The 15,293-nt window shown below is 55.9% G+C and carries 13 protein-coding genes; 5 read left to right on the top strand and 8 right to left on the bottom strand.

Annotated features, from left to right (window positions below; translation table 11 throughout):
- Positions 1 to 105 precede the first annotated feature (105 nt).
- Positions 106 to 2,712 (top strand): glycoside hydrolase family 2 protein, encoded by a 2,607-nt coding sequence (locus tag VFU50_19185; GenBank protein HEU5234989.1) that lies wholly within the window; start codon positions 106 to 108, stop codon positions 2,710 to 2,712.
- A 105-nt stretch (positions 2,713 to 2,817) separates the two neighbouring features.
- Here the strand turns inward: VFU50_19185 and VFU50_19190 are convergent, their stop codons facing one another.
- Entirely contained in the window at positions 2,818 to 3,762 is a 945-nt protein-coding gene (locus VFU50_19190) for a tetratricopeptide repeat protein (GenBank protein HEU5234990.1), read from the bottom strand.
- A gap of 70 nt (positions 3,763 to 3,832) precedes the next feature.
- Positions 3,833 to 5,077, bottom strand: coding sequence for an efflux RND transporter periplasmic adaptor subunit (locus tag VFU50_19195; protein HEU5234991.1), 1,245 nt, complete (start codon positions 5,075 to 5,077; stop codon positions 3,833 to 3,835).
- A gap of 198 nt (positions 5,078 to 5,275) precedes the next feature.
- On the opposite strand from VFU50_19195, the gene VFU50_19200 reads away from it, so the two are divergent.
- The 4 genes from VFU50_19200 (at position 5,276) to VFU50_19215 (ending at position 9,268) form a co-directional block, all read left to right on the top strand.
- A complete protein-coding gene (locus VFU50_19200; protein ID HEU5234992.1) occupies positions 5,276 to 6,172 on the top strand; it encodes a YihY/virulence factor BrkB family protein in 897 nt (298 codons plus the stop codon).
- Between the two features lie 224 nt (positions 6,173 to 6,396).
- The gene (gene queF, locus VFU50_19205) at positions 6,397 to 6,825 is read left to right on the top strand and encodes a preQ(1) synthase (GenBank protein HEU5234993.1); all 429 of its coding nucleotides are present in this window, start codon (positions 6,397 to 6,399) and stop codon (positions 6,823 to 6,825) included.
- Complete coding sequence (locus VFU50_19210) at positions 6,822 to 8,063, top strand: MFS transporter (GenBank protein HEU5234994.1); 1,242 nt, start codon at positions 6,822 to 6,824, stop codon at positions 8,061 to 8,063. The genes queF and VFU50_19210 overlap by 4 nt, the downstream gene beginning before the upstream one ends.
- Positions 8,060 to 9,268, top strand: a complete 1,209-nt coding sequence (locus tag VFU50_19215; GenBank protein ID HEU5234995.1) for a glycosyltransferase — start codon at positions 8,060 to 8,062, stop codon at positions 9,266 to 9,268. The genes VFU50_19210 and VFU50_19215 overlap by 4 nt, the downstream gene beginning before the upstream one ends.
- Positions 9,269 to 9,457: 189 nt before the next feature.
- On the opposite strand, the gene VFU50_19220 is transcribed toward VFU50_19215, so the two are convergent.
- The 6 genes from VFU50_19220 to ilvN form a co-directional block, all read right to left on the bottom strand.
- The gene (locus VFU50_19220; protein ID HEU5234996.1) at positions 9,458 to 10,294 is read right to left on the bottom strand and encodes a uroporphyrinogen-III synthase; all 837 of its coding nucleotides are present in this window, start codon (positions 10,292 to 10,294) and stop codon (positions 9,458 to 9,460) included.
- Positions 10,295 to 10,309: 15 nt separating this feature from the next.
- Positions 10,310 to 11,245, bottom strand: coding sequence for a hydroxymethylbilane synthase (gene hemC / locus VFU50_19225; GenBank protein ID HEU5234997.1), 936 nt, complete (start codon positions 11,243 to 11,245; stop codon positions 10,310 to 10,312).
- Entirely contained in the window at positions 11,246 to 12,631 is a 1,386-nt protein-coding gene (gene hemA / locus VFU50_19230) for a glutamyl-tRNA reductase (protein ID HEU5234998.1), read from the bottom strand.
- A complete protein-coding gene (ccsA, locus tag VFU50_19235) occupies positions 12,628 to 13,440 on the bottom strand; it encodes a cytochrome c biogenesis protein CcsA (GenBank protein ID HEU5234999.1) in 813 nt (270 codons plus the stop codon). Before ccsA ends, hemA begins: the two co-directional genes overlap by 4 nt.
- 196 nt (positions 13,441 to 13,636) lie before the next feature.
- On the bottom strand, positions 13,637 to 14,710 hold the full coding sequence (gene ilvC / locus VFU50_19240; GenBank protein ID HEU5235000.1) for a ketol-acid reductoisomerase: 1,074 nt from the start codon (positions 14,708 to 14,710) through the stop codon (positions 13,637 to 13,639).
- A gap of 12 nt (positions 14,711 to 14,722) precedes the next feature.
- Positions 14,723 to 15,292, bottom strand: a complete 570-nt coding sequence (ilvN, locus tag VFU50_19245) for an acetolactate synthase small subunit (GenBank protein HEU5235001.1) — start codon at positions 15,290 to 15,292, stop codon at positions 14,723 to 14,725.
- Position 15,293: the final 1 nt, after the last annotated feature.

Here is a 15,293-nt window from a genome sequence, read left to right on the forward strand (position 1 = left end):
TATTATGCCGCCGCTGTTCCATTCATCACATCCATGAAGAACCCGATTTTGCTGCTCTTGTCCCTCCTCGTTTGCACTGCCGCAATGGGCTCCCAAAAGCAAATAATGAAACTTGACAGCGGTTGGCAATTCCGCCTCGCGCCGGATACCGCTCTCAACCGCGTCGAAGGCGTGAATCCCGAAGTGGATCAGGCGACTTTGCAGCGCGTGTCGAATTGGACAGCCGCAACAGTTCCTGGATGCGTGCAAACAGATTTGCTGCAGAACAAAATCATTCCAGAGCCGTTCTACCGCGAAAATGAGAAAACGCTGCAATGGGTCGGCGAAGAAGACTGGCAGTACCAGATGACGTTCGATGTTCCAGCAGCGACGATCAGCCGCAAACACATCGAGCTGGTCTTTCAAGGACTCGACACCTACGCGACTGTGAATCTGAACGGCCGCGGAATTCTGGATGCCGACAATATGTTTCGCATCTGGCGCGTCGATGCGAAGCCCTACCTGAAACAAGGCAGCAATACTCTGCTGATTACATTCCGTTCACCCATCAACTTGGTCCTGAAGCAAATCCAGCTTCTGCCTTATCGGCTACCTTCCATTTCGGAGCACGACGCCGATGCCGAGAAAGGAATCGGCACGGATCCGTACACGCGTAAAGCGCCCTATCAGTACGGATGGGATTGGGGACCGCGCTTTGTCACTTTGGGAATCTGGAAGCCTGTCACGCTCGAAAGCTGGGACGATGCTGTAATTCGCGATCTGCACATTGCACAAAACGAAGTAACAGCCGATGTGGCGAATCTCGCGGCCGAGCTTGAGGTTGAGTCGGATGGAGACAATTCCGCCAAAGTAACCGTCGGATACACGGCTCCGGGATCAACCGCATCGAAGAGAATCGACCGCACTGTGACTTTACATTCCGGGCTTAATCGCGTGACTGTCCCGATCGAAATCGAAAAACCGGCGCGCTGGTTTCCGGCCGGATACGGTCCGCAATCGCTCTACAACTTCTCTGCTTCGGTAGATGTTAAGCGGGGCGTGGTTGATGAAGCGAAAGTTCGCACCGGGTTGCGCTCTCTCGAGCTGCGTCAGGAACCCGACCACTGGGGACGCAGCATGGCGTTCGTCATTAATGGTATTCCCATTTTCGGAAAAGGCGCCGATGTAATTCCATTCGACAGCTTCCCTTCCCGCGTAACCGAAGCTACATACCGGCAGATTCTGCAGTCCGCCCGCGACGCCAACATGAACATGGTTCGCGAGTGGGGCGGCGGGATTTATGAGATGGACGACTTCTACAACATCTGCGACGAACTCGGCCTGATCGTCTGGCAGGACTTCATGTTCGGCGGCGACATGTATCCCGGCGATGCCGCGTTCCTCGATAACGTTCGACAGGAAGCGATCGATCAGGTAAAGCGTTTACGGAATCACCCAAGCATCGTGATCTGGTGCGGCAATAACGAGGTCGAAACCGGGTGGGATCACTGGGGAGATCGTCAGCAGTTCAAAGCTGAAGTCGGCCAGAAAGTCTCAGAAAAGGTTTGGCAGGATTACATGGTGCTCTTTAACCGCGTGCTGCCGGACGTGGTTGTTCAATATGGCCAGCCAGTCCCATACTGGCCGAGTTCTCCAAGCTCAAACTTCGAAGATGATCCAGACTCGCAGCGCATCGGCGACATGCATTACTGGCAGGTTTGGCACGCGCTCGCACCAATTGAAGATTACAAGTTGCAGGTTCCCCGGTTCATGACGGAATACGGCTTCCAGTCGTTTCCCGAAATGAACACGATCAAGGCATTCAGCGTCCCGTCCGATTGGGACATCAGCTCGCCGGTGATGCTCTCACACCAGAAAAACAAAGGCGGGAACGGCCGCATTTATGACTACCTGCTGCGCTACTTCGGCCAGCCAAAGGACTTCCCTTCGTTCCTCTACGCCAGCCAGGTGATGCAGGCCGAGGCGATCAAAGTGGGCGCGGAGCATCTGCGCCGCAGCCGTCCACGGACGATGGGCTCTCTGTATTGGCAGCTCAATGATTGCTGGCCCGTCGCATCATGGGCGAGCATCGATTATTACGGGCGCTGGAAGGCATTGCAGTATTACGCACGTCGTTTCTACAACGATTTGCTGGTAAGCCCTAATGAGGAAAACAGCGCGCTGCAGATTTATGTCGTATCTGATCGTCAGCAAACGCAACCGGCACAGTTGCATGTGCGCCTGCTGGATCTTTCAGGAAAAGTTCTTGAGGATAAATCGGCTGATATTCAAGTTAAACCGCTAGCCAGCGACGTGTACCTGAGTCTGCCTGTCACTGAACTGCTGGCTCAACGTCAGCGCAATCAGGTCTTCATCGCTGCGGAACTGCTAGTGGACGGAAAATCTGTCTCGAAAAATCTGTACTTCTTCACTCCCATGAAGAACGTCACTCTGCCCCAGCCGCAGATCACGGCGAACATCGAAGCAGCAGGCACCGGCTATCGGGTGACGTTGCATTCAGCGCAGCTCGCTCGTGATGTCTATCTTTCATTCGGCGATGCCGATGCCAAATTCTCCGACAACTACATTGATCTGCTTCCAGGCGAGACAGCGCAGATTGAGGTCACGAGCAAAGCATCGCTTGATCAACTACGGCAGGCGATGAAGGTCGTGTCCCTCTACGACGCGTTCCTGCCGACGCAAAAGCAAGTCGCAATCACGAACGCGCCTTAGTTTATGACTGAGCGAAAAAAACATGATACGGATTGCACGGATACAGCAAACATCTCTAATGCGTGCGCGGAGCGTCCGTGCGATCCGCGTCGTGTTTTTTTGGTTTTAAGCGCCAAGCCGCTTCAACGCGGCATTTGCTGGCGCGAATTCGCTAGCCTCAGATCGGGCTGCGAGATAGGCGAGTTTAGCTCCCTGCACGTCACCAGATTTTTCGAGAATCTGTCCTAGCAAGTGCTGAGCTTGAAAAAGCGGCGCATCTTCCGATTTTGTGCCCTGGTCGATGTAGCGCCGTAGGAGAGTTGCAGCCAGCGGCAGATTGCGCCCGACTCGCAGCAGCAATCCGGCGGAATCGACCAGACTGGAATCGTTCTTCGCATTCAACTGTGCAGCTTTCTGGATGGTCGCCTCAAGCTCGTTGAGGCGATTTGCGCGACGATAAAAAGAGGCGAGATCGAACAACCGACGTGGCGAGTTCGTGTCGAGCGATAGGGCACGCTTGTATTCGGTTTCGGCATCGCTGTTTCTATCTTGGTGCTCGGCTATGCGCGCGCGAATCCAGTGCGCTGTTGCCGGTTCGATCTTCTCGACGATATTCGCTTGCGCTGCGGCTTTGTCCGTACCACCACCGAGGAAGCCAGGAGCCTCGATGTAATACTCGCTGAGATCCGAATGAGCTTGAACATTCTCCGGATCGAGTTGTACGGCCTTCTCAAAAGCAATGCGCGTCTTCTTTGCCAATCCGATCGCAGTCAGCCAGCTTGAATGCTCAGCTTTTTCGCCGTACGCGCGGCCCAGCCAGAGCTGGTAGGTTCCGTTCTTCGGATCGAGATTCGCAGCACGCTCGCATTCGGAAACCGCAGCATCCCACCGTTCTTCGGCGTACTGGACACGGCAAAGCAGGTTGTGCTGTTGAGCGTCAGACGGATTGGCATTCACCGAGGATCTGAGAGTACGAACGGCAGCATCAGCCTGACCATTGATGAACAGATTCAGCGCGGATTCGTCTGCCGGCTGCGCGAGGCCCAGAATGGGAACAACCAAAGTAGCCATTACAGCGGCCAAAAGACCCTTGCGATACAACTTAGGATTCAGAGGAAAAATGCGATTTAACATCCGAGAATTACCGAGTACGAACTTCCAGTCCGGGCTTTAGAGGTTGAGTGGCGTTGAGACTGTTGAGGGCGACCAGTTCTCCTGGCTCGAGTCCTTTGGTGATTTCGATGCGAGTGTTGTTGGCGATGCCTGCTTCCACAGGCTGACGGTCCAGATGTCCCTCCCTGATCAGGTACACGAAACGACCGTTCTCATCATCATGAAGAGCTTCGCGGGCAACGGTGACTACATCCTTCTTGTTCGCGATGCTCACGTTTACCGTCACGTTGATATTCGGCAGTAAGCGCCCGTCGTCATTGTCGACTCCACAGAGCACCTGGCCGACGTTGCGCGTTCCGTAGGTTGTGATCGTGTACGGCATCTGCGTAATCTCGCCATGCCAGCTCTTTCCCGGCAACGCATCCCAAGTAATGTTCACAGGCTGTCCTGTAGCAAGCTTTCCGATTTCGGGTTCATCAACAAACGCCCGCACCTGCACCCTCTTCAGATTGGCAAGCTGGAGCAACAATTCGCCTTGCTGCACGTACTCACCTTGCTTGATGGGAATAGAGTAGACCGTCCCGTTGAATGGAGCCCGAATTTCCGTGTGCTTTAGCTGGTCTTCGGCGGCGGCCAGAGTTGCGCGAGCCTGTGCGCCCTCAGCCTGAATCTTATTCACTTCAGGACGCGAGTAGCGATCCTGCTGTTTCTGCTGGAGCAGCTTCAGCGTGGCATCGGCTGTTGCCAGGCGGCTCGCCGCTTCGCGCACTTCCGACGGCGCGGCAGATCCGGTCTTCGCCAGCAGCTGGAGTGCATCGTAGTTTTTCTGTGCAGCGTCGCGATCCGCTTGGGCTTTTACGAGATCGGATCGAGTCGTAAGCACCTCTTCCTGAGTTCCACCTGTTTGTATCGCGTGCTGATCAGCTTCAGCGCCTTTGAGTTGGGCCTGAGCGCGCGCAACTTGAGCACGCACGTCAGAATCCTCAAGCTGCATCAGCATCTCTCCAGCTTTCACTTGTTGTCCTTCCCGCACATAAATCTTCTTCACCGTCGTAGGAATAGGACTGTGCGGTTCAAAAATCTGAAGAGGTTCAACCTTGCCGTTGGTGGAAATGGATGTGACCAGATCCTGGCGCGTGACGCGGTCGGAACGAACGGGAACGCTGCTCTTGCGGCTGGAGATAAAAGCGGCAAGCACGATTACGGCGACGATCGCGACGATCACGAATCGCCATACGTGCCTTCCATTCCCATTCTTAGTGCGTTCGACCATTTGTTAACAAAAGTAAAGTATATCGGACAACAAAGAAGCTCCTCGCCCGAGCTTTTCCTAGGCTATTGCCTGCCTGTATGCGCTGCTAATCTGATGCCTTGGCGGGTCGTTTTGGCTCAACGACATCTCAGCAAAACAGCAACTCATCTAATCCAACCAGGCAACACGGTACTACGGTACTTCTGTATACGAATTGCGATGGGCATTGGACTGCGCGAGGCCAAAGAGGTCACCGTTTCGGTGTACAACGAAGTGCAGCGCACGCGCACCTTCAGCGTAGCCGCCGGACTCGCGTACTACTTCCTCCTATCTTTGTTCCCGCTCTTGATCCTGCTCGCGACGGTTCTGGGGTATCTGCCAATTCCAAATCTCTTCAACCAGATTCTCGATTTCGCGGCACGCTTCATTCCGCACGACGCAATGGGTCTGGTGCGTAAGATCCTGCAAAGCGTATTAACCCCGAGCCGAGGTGGATTGTTGTCATTCGGGATCGTGGGAACACTCTGGGCGGCTTCAGGGGGCTTCTCAGCGATGATCGATGCGCTCGACATCGCCTACGACGCACGCAAGAGCCGTCCAATGGTGAAGCAGCGACTACTTGCCTTAGGTCTTACTTTCATGACCGGAGGCCTCATGGCGCTTGCTATGGTTCTTACACTCGTAGGAAATCGTGCCGGATACTTTCTCAGCAACGTGCTTCATCTCTCGCGTATCTTCGCGCAAAGTTGGGGACTGATCCGTTGGGGCATCATCGCAGCCTCCATTGTGCTCTCGATGGAGCTGCTCTACTTCTTCGGTCCCAATGTGAAACAGCGGTTCAAGCACACGCTGCCGGGAGCGATTGTCGGAACCATTCTCTGGATTCTGATCTCGCTAGCCGTCAACATCTACATCTCCAACTTCGCCAATTACAACAAGACCTACGGCACCATCGGCGCAGTCATCGCGCTCATGTTCTGGCTGTATGTGAGCAGCATTGCGATTCTCATTGGAGCCGAACTGAATTCGGAGCTATTGAAAGTGGAAGGCAAAAAGCTCCAAGGCCAGCAGCGGATTGCTCCCGGAGATGTCGCCGAGATGCCAAAGGCCGCGTAGCCCCGTGTTGTGATTCCGAACCGCCGGTGTTTGGCGGTGAGGAATCCCTACTAACTTCGACAACTCATAAGAACGCGAGTGCTGTCGATCAGGTGCGCTGTGGTGCAAGAATCCATCCATGAGCGTGCTCTTGGCCCTCACAGTCTGGAATTCCATAGGGGTTCCTCACCGCCAGACCCGGCGGTTCGGAATGACATACGTATCTCGCTACAATAGATCCACTAATGCCGCAAAAACCCAGATACACCCCTGAGCACGCCAAGTCCGGCCTCGATTTCGACTTCCCCGAAATCGAAACCTGGCCCAACCAGTTCCCTGCTTACGAAATCGAGATCGACATTCCCGAATTCACCTCGGTCTGTCCCAAAACCGGACTACCCGATTTCGGCGTACTCACATTGCGCTATATGCCGCGCGAACGCTGCCTTGAGCTGAAGTCTCTGAAGGAATACCTGACCTGCTACCGCAATCTCGGAATCTTTCAGGAGAACATCGTCAATCGCGTTCTGGATGATGTAGTACGAGCCGCAGATCCGGAATGGGCGCTGGTGCGCGGAGTCTTCCGCCCGCGCGGGGGAATCGGAACCACCGTCGAGGCGCGCTGGCCGCGTCCCGCGAGCAGCAAAAGCGGCAACGGGCGAAGCCGCGCATGAACCGCGTCCCGCGGCCGGCACTCGTCCTTGGTCTGCTCACCGCGCTGAACTTCCTGAATTACATCGACCGCTACATCCTTCCGGCGGTGCAACCGTTGGTGAAGCAAGAGTTCCATCCGTCGGATACTGCACTCGGTGGGCTCACCACGGTCTTCTTCGTGTTCTACATGTGCTGTGCGCCGGCCATCGGATTTCTCGCCGACCGCAAGTCGCGCAAGATGATCATCACCATCGGTGCGATTGTCTGGAGCGCAGCGACTCTGCTGACGGCAGTTACACATAACTTCACCGAACTGCTTGTCCGTCACACAGTTGTCGGCGTGGGAGAAGCTACTTTTTCGCTAATCGCGCCTGCGTACATCGCCGATCTTTACCCGGAAGAGCGCCGCGGACGCGTGCTCGCACTGTTCTATCTCGCGATTCCCGTCGGAGCCGCGTTGGGCTACATCATCGGCGGCGCGCTGGGCACCACCCACGGCTGGCGCTCGCCCTTCTACGTCTGTGCCATTCCGGGATTCCTTGTAGCCTTCGCGTTCTATTTCGCGGGCGCAGAGCCAGCGCGAGGAGCAAAGGAAGCTGGACTTTTGACGGTTGAGCGCACCACATTTCATGGCTTGCTGCGCAATCCGGCATTCTGGAGCGCGACGCTTGGCCTGGCTATGATGACCTTCGCTATGGGCGGGATCTCAGCCTGGATGCCGACCTTCCTGGAACGGGAACGCGGAATTCCGCTCGATAAAGCTAATTACTACTTCGGTATCATCACCGTCATCGACGGACTTGCAGGCACTGCAGTGGGAGGCTGGCTTGGCGATCTCTGGCTGAAACGCACGCGTTCTGCCTATTATCTCCTCTCAGCACTTAGCATGCTCCTCGCCATTCCCGGTGCGCTGTTCGCGTTCTATGGCAATCCCAGTTGGATCTTCCTCTCGCTCGCCGGGGCCGAGTTCTTCCTGTTCCTCAATACCGGACCTCTGAATGCCGCAATCGTGAACTCCGTCGCGGCCCCAATTCGCGCAACAGCAATCGGCGTAAATCTCTTTACCATCCATCTCCTCGGCGATGCGTTGTCACCGACGATTATCGGCGCCATCTCTGATCGCTCAACTTTGCGTCTCGGTTTCTCCGTCACTTTGATCGCGCTAGTGCTCTCAGCAATCATTCTGTTCATCGGCATGCGCTTCGCGCCGCCGCTCTCGTCGGAACAGCAACCAAATCTCGCGGGAGCGTCCGCTTGAGTCGCTGGATCTGGCTCGCAGCAGGACTCATCCTCGGAGCAGACTGGCTCCGCCGCTCCTTCGATGCGGTGCACGGCATGCAAAAGCTTGCCGATCTAACTCAGCCAGAGTGGAACAGAGCTCCTGTGCTGACTGGAGAGCAGCCGAGCGTTTCCGTGGTTGTGCCGGCCAGGAACGAAGCCGCAAAGATCGAAGAATGCCTGCGTTCTCTGCTGGCGCAGGATTATCCCGAATTGAAACTCTGCGCCGTCGATGATCGCTCCACCGATGCCACGGGAAGCATCATGGATCGGCTGCAACGCGAATTTCCCGGCAAGCTGGACGTGATCCATATCAACGAACTTCCTTCCGGATGGCTGGGAAAGACACACGCCATGTGGCGCGGCGCCGCCGCTTACGAGAGCGACTGGATTCTTTTCACCGATGGCGACATCATCTTCCGTCCCGACGCGCTCCGCCGCACACTTACTTATGCTGAACTCACGCGGTGCGATCATCTCGTGATCTTTCCGACCCTGATCATGCATACCATCGGAGAAAAGATGATGCTGGGCTTCTTTGGCCTGGCCTCCTCCCTCTTCCTGCGCGCGTGGAAAGTTCGCGATCCTCGAGCTAAGGATCACGTGGGCGCGGGAGCCTTCAATCTGATTCGTCGCGGCGTTTATGAAAACCTGGGCACATATCAGGCGCTCAGGATGGAGGTGATTGACGATCTGAAACTCGGACAAGCTGTGAAAGAGCACGGCTTCACTCAGGATTGCGTGCGCGGACCCGGTCTGATCGAGCTGCGCTGGGCCGAAGGTGCCTTCGGCGTTGTTCGTAATCTACAAAAGAATATGTTCAGCCTGCTGCGCTTCAGTTGGCCACTGGCCCTGCTTGCGAGTATCGGGGCTTTGATCTACCACATAGGTCCGTGGCTCGGAATTTTCCTCGCTCCAGGAATTTCCAAATTGGGATTCGGAGTTGCACTGTTCTCGATCGTGTTGCTCTATGCTCGTGTCTCTCGCAGATTCCACGTTTCACCCTGGTACGTGTTCACCCATCCTATTGCGGCCTTGATGTTCGTGTACACACTGATCAATTCGGCCGTGAGCTCCGTAATTCATGGCGGAGTTTTGTGGCGAGGGACAACGTATTCCCTAAATGAAATCCAGGCAGTCGCATCGCAGAGCCGACAAGAGCGGCTGCAACGACGAACGGAATAGCCATCATCGCGAGTATGAGCGTGGTAGCGAGTGGTCAGTACCGTTCGCGGTAGCGAATGGGTTACACCGCCGACGCCTCAGAGCCCGCCGATTCCCTACCGGGAACGGTACTGACCATCTGTTCCGGACTCTTCGAACTGGGCTGACGTTTAATCAGACGAACCTACGGCTCTGACATTGTCGCAAGCATCATCCACCCAACTCCCTTACGAGGGCTTGGGCGAGACCATCCATCGTGAACTCGTCGGCCTCCACATGAACGGGCAACGCATATTCGCGCAACGTTTCTGAAGTCACCGGCCCGATGGAGGCGAACTTCGTCTTTGTGAGCTTGGCGGGAATATCGGTTCCGAGGACGATGGAGAGAAAGTTCTTCACTGTTGAAGAACTCGTAAACGTGATCGCGTCAGGCACTCCGCCATCGCTGAAGATCTTCTGCAACCGCTCCTTAGCACCATCTGGAATCACCGTTTGGTAAGCCTCAACAACATCTACCTGCGCTCCAGCAGCGCGAAGCTCTTCTGGGATCACGTCACGCGCGACTTTCGCGCGGACCAGCAGAACTCGCTCGCCTTTCACCTGCTTGCGCAGCATGTGTACGACCTCTTCGGCGACATATCGCGTCGGCACGAGGTCGACAACCAGTCCGTGATCCTGAATGCGTTCTTCAGTCGCAGGCCCGATCGCGGCAATCTTGAGATGCTGAAGCGAATCGATGCTGAACCCAAGAGGCTCCAGGCGGGAGAACAACGCCTCCACTCCATTCACGCTGGTGAGAATCAGCCAGTCATATTGCAGAATGTTCTTTAGAGCTTCATCCAGCGACTCGAAAGAAGCGGGGGGGCGAATCTCGATCACGGGAGCTTCGATCACCTCGGCTCCGTATCCGCGCAGAAGCGAAGAAAGTCCTTCCGCCTGCTTATGTGCACGAGTGACGACGATGCGCTTTCCCGCAAGCGGACCAGCGGTGACCAACTCGGCAACGCGGTGCGATTCACGATCTGTGACTTTCTTCTTTGCGGGCATGAATACCGCAGGATACTACGGCTGCTGCGGAACTGATGTCATGGTCCCATAAACGGATTCGAGAATTCGTCTGGCGCCTCGTGCGAGCAGCGCCTCGCCGACATCTGCTCCGAGCTTTTGCGGGTCAGAACCCGAGCGCTTTTCACGAACAATCTCTTTGCCATCGGGACTGGCTACGACCGCCTGCAGCGTAATGTTCCCGTTATTATGGCGAGCGTATGCGCCGATGGGTACCTGGCATCCGCCGCCGAGCGCATTGAGAGCAGCTCGCTCGCATTCGACAGCAGCTCGCGTGGGAGCATGATCGAGAAACTTCAATGCGGCGATGGTCGCCGAATCAGAGGAACGAGCCTCGATGCCTAATGCTCCCTGCCCCGCTGCGGGACACATCTGCTCAGGATCGAAGCACATACGGACCAAGTCCGTGAGTCCCAATCTGGAAACGCCTGCCGAAGCCAGAATGATGGCGTCAAACTCTCCCGATTGCAGCTTGCGAAGGCGCGTGTCGACATTGCCGCGCAAGGGAATGATCTCAAGATCGTTGCGTATGGCATGGAGTTGAGCCTGACGCCGCAAGCTGCTCGTGCCAACTCGCGACCTGGCCGGCAGCTCTTCGACTCGAGAGTACTTCGTCGATAAGAATGCGTCGCGCGGGTCTTCCCGTTCCGGAACGGCAGCAATTACGAACTCGGGCGCAAGCTCGGTCGGCAGATCCTTGAGGCTGTGCACCGCGAGATCAATTCGACTATTAAGCATCGCCTCTTCAATCTCTTTGGTGAACATTCCTTTTGTGCCCACCTTCGCGAGAGCGACATCAGTGATCTTGTCGCCGGTAGTTTTAATGATTTCGATGTGAACTGTATGTCCCTGAACGCGCAGTCGATCAGCAATGTGATTCGCCTGCCACAGCGCCAGTTGCGAACCACGGGAGCCGATGCGCAGATGAGCCATTTAGGAACGTGCTGTGAATTTCAGAATGGGACGATCGGCTTCGGAATTCTCAGCGGAAGACTTGGATTTTGGTTCCTTTGGACCCGAAGAACTGGAGCCTTCCTGTGCATGAGCAAACCCGTTGGTGTGAGAGGCAAGCTCTAATCCAAACAAGGCGCGCAGCATCTCCGAGGTTGTCGTCAGCTCTTCCGACCCACTCGCGCTCTTGAGTGCCGAGATTGGAGGATGCAGGATTTTGTTCACGATACTGCGCGTGAGATTCTCGATTGCGCTTTGCTGCTCCACTGTGAGCGGACCGAGCTTCGCTCGAAGTCGTTCAATCTCGTCTTGGCGAATTTGTTCCATGCGTTGCTGCAGCGCAAGGATGGTTGGGACAGCATCAAGACTCTGTATGCGCCGGCGGAAGCGGACAACTTCCTCCTCGATCAGAGCTTCGGCTCGCTGCGCTTCTCGTCCGCGGTCGCTTACGTTTGCTTCGACGATTTGCTGCAGGTCATCGATGTTGTAGGTAAAAATGCCGTCCACCTGTCCCATTTCAGGATCGACGTCGCGCGGGACCGCGATATCGATAAAGAACATAGGTCGATTCTTGCGGCGATGCATGAAGAGCTCGCCATGTTCTCGACAGAAGATCGCGTGCGGCGCTCCCGTCGAGGTAATCACAATATCTGCGCGGTCGGCGGTTTCATAAAGCCGATCGAAATGGATCGCGCTGCCGCCGATTTTCTCCGCCATCCGTTGTGCACGCTCATGCGTGCGATTCGTGACGAGAATCGCTCCCGCGCCATGCGAATGCAGGTGCCGCGCCGCCAACTCGCTCATCTTCCCGGCGCCGACGAGATACACGCTGCGCCCTTGCAGGCTGCCGAAGATTTTCTTTGCAAGTTCCACGGCGACCGAGGCCACGGACACTGCCGAGCTTCCAATCGCTGTTTCTGTGCGCACGCGCTTGGCAACGGAAAATGCTCGGCTAAGCAGTGCTTCAAAGTTGGTAGCAATCGATCCGACTGCCTTTCCAACTGAGTATGAATGTTTTACCTGTCCCAGCACCTGTGGCTCGCCGACGACCATCGAATCCAGGCTGGCGGCAACGCGGAAGACGTGACGAACGACGTCGTCTTCCCAAAATTCGTAGAGATAAGGACGAAAATGGGAATCATCAGCGAGGAGGTAGTTCCGCAGGAAAGCGTGCAGGTCCGCGCCCTTATCGGAGCAGACAGCGAGCTCCACACGATTGCAAGTGGAGAAGACAACACATTCGGTTACATCCGGATGACCCAGAAGCTTGCGAGTAGCCTCCTCCAGTTTCCATTCGGGAATCGCAAGCCGCTCGCGCACTTCCACAGGGGCGGTCTTGTGATTGATGCCGAGGAGTTGGAGTCTCATCGCGCCACGAACCTGTGAACGCCACTGAAGTAGTTGGCCGCCCAAACGCTTAATGCGGCAGCAAAAGCGATCGCGGCCAGTAGGGCCGCACGGCGGCCACGCCAGCCAGAATTCCAGCGCGTGTACAGCATGAGCATGTACACACCCCACATCAACAGGCTAAGGATCACTTTAGGATCGAGAAAGTAACGCGATCCGTATTGGACTTGAGCGATCACCGATCCAGCGATCAGCCCGATCGTCATAAACGGAAAACCGATGAGCAGCAGCTTGTAACCGATGTTGTCGATGGTCTCGAGTGCCGGAAGCTTGCCCGCAATTCCATTCAGTTTCTTGTTCTTAAGGCTGCGCTCATGCAGGAGGTAAAGCACGCTGGCGATGAAGCTGAAGAAGAGCGCTGCGTATCCGATGAGGATGAGGATGATGTGCGTATAAATCCAGCCACTGCGGAGCAACGGCGATCCAAACTGCGGTGCAGCCTGCGCCAACGCGGCCGACAAAGAGAGCAGGAAGGCGATCGGTAGAACTACGATGCCCGGAGAAGTCGTGCGATATAGATAACAAACGCCGATGAACAAAAGCATCATCAGGAATGCAAGCAGAGATTCCGATTGATGCAGCGGCATCGCTACCATCTTGCCGGCGACGAAAGCCTCAACGAGCGCAACGAAATGAAGGGTTACAGCGACGACCGCGACGGGAAGCGTCGCGCGTGAAAGGATCTCTCGCCTTCGCACCAGCGCGATGAGCGCATAGAGCAAGCTGATGCCGTAAAGGCAGACCGCAACTCGCAACCAGAATAGGGACATCACAAAGACGGCAGAGTATCAGATATTATACGCAGTCCGTATCAGAAGCTGCCGAAGCGATAGCCCGCAAAAATCCTACGGAAGCGACAATTCAGCCACGTGCCTCCTGCGTGCACCAGATACCCGCGGCACAGAGAGGCAGCCTTTTGCCTTCCCCATGGCATTTTGTCCCAGGTTTCGTCGTCCTGTACAGGAACTACACAGCCACCTTGGCCTTCTGCTGCTCCGATAGCGGCGCCTTGGCCTGAGTTTCAGTTTGGTCCACGCTGACGGCTACAGGATTCACAAAGGGCATCATCGCGCGAAGGCGCTCACCAACCTGCTCGATCTGATGATTGTGATCTTTCTTGCGGGCCTCGTTGAACCACGGACGATTTTTCTCATTCTCGGCGATCCACTGCCGCGCAAACTCACCGCTGCGAACGTCGGCGAGCAGCTTGCGTAGGGCCGCGTACGTTTCTTTTGTGACCACCTTCGGACCGGCCGTGTAGTCGCCATACTCGGCGGTGTCGCTAACGGAATAACGCATGAAGTTGAGCCCGCCGCGATACATGAGATCAACGATCAGTTTCAATTCGTGCAGGCACTCGAAATATGCGATCTCCGGCTGGTACCCGGCTTCAACGAGCGTTTCAAATCCGGCTTTGATGAGTGCGCTCACGCCCCCGCAGAGCACAGCCTGCTCTCCGAACAAGTCCGTTTCCGTCTCCTCCGCGAATGTCGTTTCGATCACTCCAGCACGGGTGCAGCCGATTCCTTTCGCGTAAGAAAGCGCGAACGCCTTCGCTTGTCCGCTCGAGTCCTGATGCACGGCAAGAAGTCCCGGCGTGCCTCCGCCTTCGACAAACACTTCGCGCACGCGATGGCCGGGAGATTTGGGTGCGATCATCACTACATCGACGTTTGGGGGCGGATTGATCGTTTTGAAATGGATGTTGAAACCATGTGCAAAGAGCAGCGTCTTGTGGCCACTTGAAAGAGCCGGGACGATCGCCTGGTTGTAGAGCTTGGCCTGAACTGTGTCAGGCGTAAGGATCACGAGCACGTCAGCCCATTTCGCGGCTTCTGCCGGAGTGAGCACTTCGAAGCCAGCCTCGCGAGCTTTGTTGCGCGAGCGACTGGTGGGCTCGAGCGCGATGCGCACTTCAACGCCGCTGTCGCGGAGGTTAAGAGCGTGAGCGTGTCCCTGCGAACCATAGCCGAAGACGGCTACTTTCTTGCCTCGGACCAGGGATATGTCTGCCGAATTCTCGTAGTAGATTTTCGCCATGTAAGTTCCTCTCTAAGAACAATTGCGCGGAAGGTCCGCGGAATGGGTTAGGTTCCAAAATGGTCCTCGCTGCTCTTCGCCGGCGGCGACAGCAGCGTGAAGCGCAGAAGCTTGGCTGGTCATAGCAACGCGTCCTGTGCGAGTGAGTTCAAGAATTTCAAATGGCCTGAGTGATTCGATCAGGTGGTTGATCGCGTCCTCTGGTCCCGTAGCTTCGGCGACCACAGAGTCGTTGGAAGTTTCCAAAACGCGAGCTCCGCCAGACGCAAGAACGCGCAAAACTTCAGATTGCGTTGCAGGATTGCTTGCGACCTTAACGATCATCAACTCGCGATGAACGGCAGGGACTTTGGTGATGTCGTCCACACGAATCACTTCTGCGAGCTTATAGAGATTCGCCATCACAAGCGGCGCGCCGATCTCGTCGATCGCGACCACGACTGTCATGCGCGAGATGCCGGGTTGATGCGTGTGACCCACGGTTAATGACTCAATGTTGTATCCGCGACGGCGGAACAGCGAGGAAACGCGATTCAACACGCCCGGATGATCGGCGACGTATACGATAAATGTGCGTACCATG

This window comes from Terriglobales bacterium (assembly GCA_035764005.1).
Classification (GTDB): domain Bacteria; phylum Acidobacteriota; class Terriglobia; order Terriglobales; family Acidobacteriaceae; genus Gp1-AA112.

Bases quoted from the DNA above. Each gene is read 5' to 3' on its own strand.
- VFU50_19190 (HEU5234990.1), bottom strand. From the start codon at position 3,762: ATGGCTACTTTGGTTGTTCCCATTCTGGGCCTCGCGCAGCCGGCAGAC.
- hemA (HEU5234998.1), bottom strand. From the start codon at position 12,631: ATGAGACTCCAACTCCTCGGCATCAATCACAAGACCGCCCCTGTGGAA.
- VFU50_19200 (HEU5234992.1), top strand. From the start codon at position 5,276: ATGGGCATTGGACTGCGCGAGGCCAAAGAGGTCACCGTTTCGGTGTAC.
- VFU50_19220 (HEU5234996.1), bottom strand. From the start codon at position 10,294: ATGCCCGCAAAGAAGAAAGTCACAGATCGTGAATCGCACCGCGTTGCC.
- hemC (HEU5234997.1), bottom strand. From the start codon at position 11,245: ATGGCTCATCTGCGCATCGGCTCCCGTGGTTCGCAACTGGCGCTGTGG.
- VFU50_19195 (HEU5234991.1), bottom strand. From the start codon at position 5,077: ATGGTCGAACGCACTAAGAATGGGAATGGAAGGCACGTATGGCGATTC.
- ccsA (HEU5234999.1), bottom strand. From the start codon at position 13,440: ATGTCCCTATTCTGGTTGCGAGTTGCGGTCTGCCTTTACGGCATCAGC.
- VFU50_19210 (HEU5234994.1), top strand. From the start codon at position 6,822: ATGAACCGCGTCCCGCGGCCGGCACTCGTCCTTGGTCTGCTCACCGCG.
- ilvN (HEU5235001.1), bottom strand. From the start codon at position 15,292: ATGGTACGCACATTTATCGTATACGTCGCCGATCATCCGGGCGTGTTG.
- VFU50_19185 (HEU5234989.1), top strand. From the start codon at position 106: ATGAAACTTGACAGCGGTTGGCAATTCCGCCTCGCGCCGGATACCGCT.
- queF (HEU5234993.1), top strand. From the start codon at position 6,397: ATGCCGCAAAAACCCAGATACACCCCTGAGCACGCCAAGTCCGGCCTC.
- ilvC (HEU5235000.1), bottom strand. From the start codon at position 14,710: ATGGCGAAAATCTACTACGAGAATTCGGCAGACATATCCCTGGTCCGA.